The organism is Mycolicibacterium novocastrense (assembly GCF_001499835.1).
Classification (GTDB): domain Bacteria; phylum Actinomycetota; class Actinomycetes; order Mycobacteriales; family Mycobacteriaceae; genus Mycobacterium; species Mycobacterium novocastrense.
This window is the reverse complement of the sequence record NZ_LQIH01000049.1, coordinates 1-4,202: the sequence shown is the minus strand read 5'-3', so window position 1 is coordinate 4,202 and position 4,202 is coordinate 1. Positions and strand designations below refer to the sequence as shown.

Here is a 4,202-nt window from a genome sequence, read left to right as displayed (position 1 = left end):
GCGGGTGGTGGCACGCGGGGCGGAGGCATGCGGGATGGAGGCGGGGCAGGCCGCCCGATCGGCGGGTTCGGTGGGGGCGGCCGGTAGTTGGGATCGCGGCGGATCACCTGTGACGGCTCCCGGTGCGGCCGCCGCGGCGGCTCGAACCCGCGGGGCGGTTGCCGGTTGTCGGTCACCTGAAGAAATGTACGTCGCCGACCCGCATGTTCAGCGCAACCAACCCAGGTGGCCGGCGGCCAGCGCATAGCCGACGAAGGCCACGGCATCGATCAATGCGTGCGCGATGATCAGCGGCCACAGCCGGCCGGTCCGCAGGTAGACATAGCCGAACACCACGCCCATCGCCAGGTTCCCCAACCCCGCTCCGAAGCCCTGATAGAGGTGGTAGAGCCCGCGCAGGACGCTGGTGACGACGACGGCGGTCGCCGGGCTCACGCTTAGCTGGCGCAGCCTGGTGATCAGGTAGCCGACGACGATGACCTCCTCGGCCCAGCCGTTCGCCAGCGCCGTCAACAGCAGCACCGGTATCCGCCACCAGGTGTCGTACAACTCGGCCGGCTCGACGTCGGCGTTCATACCGAGGAGCCGGGCAACCTGATACAGCGCCAGACCGGGCAGCCCGATCAGCGCGGCGAGGCCGAGCCCGCCGAGCAGGTCGGCCCGCCAGCGGGGCGGCCCCAGGCCGATCGACTTGAGGGCGATTCCGCTGCGCCACAACAGGTATACGGCCAGCGCGCCCCATGCCGACAGTTGGAACACCCAGACGAGGTTGAGGCCGAGGTCGACGAGGTCGAAAGGGGAGCGGCGCGGATTGAGCGCGACGACCTGACCGGAGAGGCCGAGGAGCACCGACTCGATCAGGTTCAGCAGCGCACTGTAGGCCGACAGGCCGAACGTCACCGCCAGGACGACGACGATCTCGATGCGCAGGGCCCGGCGCGCGGGATCGGTGAGCTCGTCGGGGGCGCCGGTCACCGGAGCTAGGGTAGTGCCGTCACAACTTCCGTGCGCGCAGCCCGTTGAGGAACGGGCAGCCCATCAGCACCCGGATCGCCTGGCTCAACCCGGTGACGTCGTCGACCGGGCGGGTGAACGGCAGCCGCACATCGTGGTCACCTTCGTCGGTCTCCACCCGCAGTTGTACGCCGTAGCGGTCCAAGCCCAGGGGCCGGACCCGGCCACGGCGCAGCGACATCGGGAGCCGGCTGGCCAGCCTCTCGACGACGTCGCGGTGCGCGGACTCCATGTGCTGCAGCCAGCACGACTCCATCGCGCAGAACGGGTCCGGTCGGGCGTCCAGCAGCGTGCTCACGGTGACCGATTCGGCGCCCGTGGAATCGGCGACGACCACGGAGTCGATCTCCAGCCGCAGAAGTGTGTGTCCCTTGTCGCCGTCGGCGGTCGCCGAGTTCACCTGAAGTAGCGCAGGATTGGGGTCTTCGGAGGCGATCAGGTCGAGCAGGGCCGACACCTCACCGGCGGGCACGTCGTGCAGGCGGCCCTGGATCCACACCAGCGAACGCACCGGCTCGCGTAGGGGCAGCGGCGCGTAGTCCGTCATCTCCAGCACCGCCTGCACCCCGCCGGTGCCCGCGCTGACGGCCTTGGCCGCCACCGCGCTGTCGGCGGGAACGGTGATCGCGAACGAGCCGTCGCCGAGCAAGTGGTGGACGGGTGTCTCGGTGGGCGTCCCGTTGTCGCCGCCCTCCACCGCGAGCATCGCGCCGCCCGCCTTGGCGCATGCGCTGCGGATCCGCTCGGCCGTCGTCGGTGCCGTGACAGTTGTCGCCATCCCGCCTCCTCTGAGATAAGGTGAGCCTAACTTAACTAGGCCATGGCGGATCCCGCAAGGCTTTCGTGCAGCGGAACGGCATTACCGCAGTGACCCGATAGTGTTGATCCGTGCTGCGCATCGCCTATCTCGGCCCCGAGGGGACCTTCACCGAAGCGGCGCTGCTCAAAATGTCGAGCAGCGGCATGCTGCCCGGCGGGCCGGGCGCCCGAGAGGTGACACCGGTCGCGTGCGACAGCACCACAGGTGCGCTCGCCGCTGTGCGCGAAGCCACCGCCGACTACGCCTGCGTGCCGATCGAGAACTCGATCGAGGGCTCGGTGCTGCCCACCCTCGACGGCCTGGCCGGTGGCACACCGCTGCAGATCTTCGCCGAGCTCACGCTCGACGTCTCGTTCACGATCGCGGTCCGCGACGGCACGGCCCCCGAAGACGTGAAGACCGTCGCCGCGTTCCCCGTCGCCGCCGCGCAGGTGCGGAACTGGCTGGCCGAACATCTGCCGTCGGCGCAGGTGGTGCCCGCCAACTCCAACGCCGCCGCGGCCGCCGACGTCGCCGAGGGCCGCGCCGACGCGGGGGTGAGTACCGCGCTCGCCACCAAGCGCTACGGCCTGGAGTCGCTGGCGTCAGACATCGTCGACGAACCCAACGCGCGCACCCGGTTCGTGCTCGTCGGAGCGCCTGCTCCGCCGCCGGGGCGCACGGGCGCCGACCGTACGTCGGTGGTCCTGCGACTCGACAACGTTCCCGGCGCTCTGGTGTCGGCGCTGACCGAGTTGGCCGTCCGCGACATCGACTTGACCCGGATCGAATCACGGCCCACCCGAACGGGTTTGGGCACCTACATCTTCTTCCTCGACTGCGTCGGGCACATCGACGACGATGCGGTGGCCGAGGCACTCAAGGCGTTGCACCGTCGTTGTTCGGATATGCGATTCCTTGGATCCTGGCCGACCGGAGCGGCCGCAGGCGCGGCCCCTCCCGGACTTGATGAAGCCTCCCGCTGGCTGGCGCGACTCCGGGAGGGACAGCGGTGAGCGGGCGTCTGGTGCTGGTGCGCCACGGACAGTCGCTGGCGAACGTCCACCGTCGCCTCGACACCCGCCCGCCCGGCGCACAACTGACCGACCTCGGCCGCGATCAGGCGCGCTCCTTCGCCAGGGGTCTGCCTGCCGCGCCCGCGATCCTGGCGCATTCGGTGGCCCACCGGGCCCGCCAGACCGCCGAGGAGATCGCCGGTTCGGTGCGGTTGCCGCCCGTGGAACTCGACGGGGTCCACGAGGTCCAGGTGGGCGATCTGGAGGACCGCAACGACGACGAGGCGATCGCGACGTTCGAATCCATCTACCAGAAGTGGCACGACGGTGATCTCGACGTGGCGATGCCCAACGGCGAGACCGGCCACGATGTGCTGGAGCGCTATGTGCCCACCATCACCCAGCTGCGGATGCGCCACCTCGACGACGACACCTGGCACGGCGACATCGTCGTGGTCAGCCACGGCGCGGCGATCCGGTTGGTGTCCTCGGTGCTGGCCGGTGTCGAGAGCAGTTTCGCGCTCGACCACCATCTTGGTAACACGGAGGCCGTCGTGCTGGCACCGATCACCGACGGAAGGTGGAGTTGCCTGCAGTGGGGGTCGATGACGCCGCCGTTCTATCCGGAGCCCGACGTGCGCCCGGTCGAGGACGCCCTGCGCTCAGCCGACCCGATGGGCTGACACCACGACCGCGCAAGCGCAGTCGATCGCCTCACAGTCGATCACGAACGCGTGCGCGACTTCCGGGGTGACGCAATCGGGTTCGGTGCACTCCGGCCGATACGCGGCGTGGTGAATGACGGTGCCGTGGCAGTGCTCGAGGCCCGCCACGCATTCTCGGCACTCGGTCATGGCCCCTTGATAGCACCCACGGGCGACAAAGCGCAGTTGCCGCGCGGTGTGTTCGCCCGCTAACCCCACCCGAGTTCGTGGAGGCGCTCATCGTCGATGCCGAAATGATGTGCGACTTCGTGAATCACCGTGATCGCCACCTCGTCGACGACCTCCTGCTCGCTGTCGCAGTGCTCCAGCAGTGCCTCGCGGTAGATCGTGATGGTGTCGGGCAGCGAACCGGCGTACCACGAATCACGCTCGGTCAGGGCGACGCCGTGGTACAGGCCCAGCAGGTCGGGCTCTTCGTCGTTGCGGGCCTCGACCAGGACGACGACGTTGTCCAGCGCGTCGGCGAGCTTGGGCGGTATCAGATCGAGCGCCTCGGAGACCAGTTCGTCGAACCGTTGCGGGCTCATCCGTACGGCCACGCGGCTACGGTCCAGGCGGCGCCGGTGCGGGTGCCGGTGGCGGGGCCGGGGCCGGTGGGACCGCAGCAAGATTCCACGGTTGTCGATCATCGATCTGCTCGCCGTGTCG

6 protein-coding genes are annotated in these 4,202 nt (G+C 69.4%); 2 read left to right on the top strand and 4 right to left on the bottom strand.

The features are described 5' to 3' along the window. Window positions 1–207 precede the first annotated feature (207 nt). The gene (locus tag AU072_RS23205; protein WP_064415939.1) at window positions 208–975 is read right to left on the bottom strand and encodes a CPBP family intramembrane glutamic endopeptidase; all 768 of its coding nucleotides are present in this window, start codon (window positions 973–975) and stop codon (window positions 208–210) included. Window positions 976–994: 19 nt separating this feature from the next. After that, a complete protein-coding gene (locus tag AU072_RS23200) occupies window positions 995–1,792 on the bottom strand; it encodes a DUF2470 domain-containing protein (protein WP_064415938.1) in 798 nt (265 codons plus the stop codon). Between the two features lie 110 nt (window positions 1,793–1,902). Between AU072_RS23200 and pheA the strand changes: the two genes are divergently transcribed. After that, window positions 1,903–2,829: a prephenate dehydratase gene (pheA, locus tag AU072_RS23195; protein WP_064415937.1), complete on the top strand. Its 927-nt coding sequence runs from the start codon at window positions 1,903–1,905 to the stop codon at window positions 2,827–2,829. Further along, window positions 2,826–3,512, top strand: coding sequence for a histidine phosphatase family protein (locus AU072_RS23190; protein WP_064415936.1), 687 nt, complete (start codon window positions 2,826–2,828; stop codon window positions 3,510–3,512). Before pheA ends, AU072_RS23190 begins: the two co-directional genes overlap by 4 nt. Here AU072_RS23190 and AU072_RS23185 read toward each other — a convergent pair. After that, a complete protein-coding gene (locus AU072_RS23185; protein WP_064415935.1) occupies window positions 3,492–3,683 on the bottom strand; it encodes a hypothetical protein in 192 nt (63 codons plus the stop codon). The genes AU072_RS23190 and AU072_RS23185 overlap by 21 nt on opposite strands. A gap of 59 nt (window positions 3,684–3,742) precedes the next feature. Then, window positions 3,743–4,093, bottom strand: coding sequence for a metallopeptidase family protein (locus AU072_RS23180; protein ID WP_064415940.1), 351 nt, complete (start codon window positions 4,091–4,093; stop codon window positions 3,743–3,745). Between the last annotated feature and the right edge of the window lie 109 nt (window positions 4,094–4,202).

Coding starts and splice junctions, on each gene's coding strand:
- AU072_RS23200 (WP_064415938.1), bottom strand. CDS start 1,792: ATGGCGACAACTGTCACGGCACCGACGACGGCCGAGCGGATCCGCAGC.
- AU072_RS23185 (WP_064415935.1), bottom strand. CDS start 3,683: ATGACCGAGTGCCGAGAATGCGTGGCGGGCCTCGAGCACTGCCACGGC.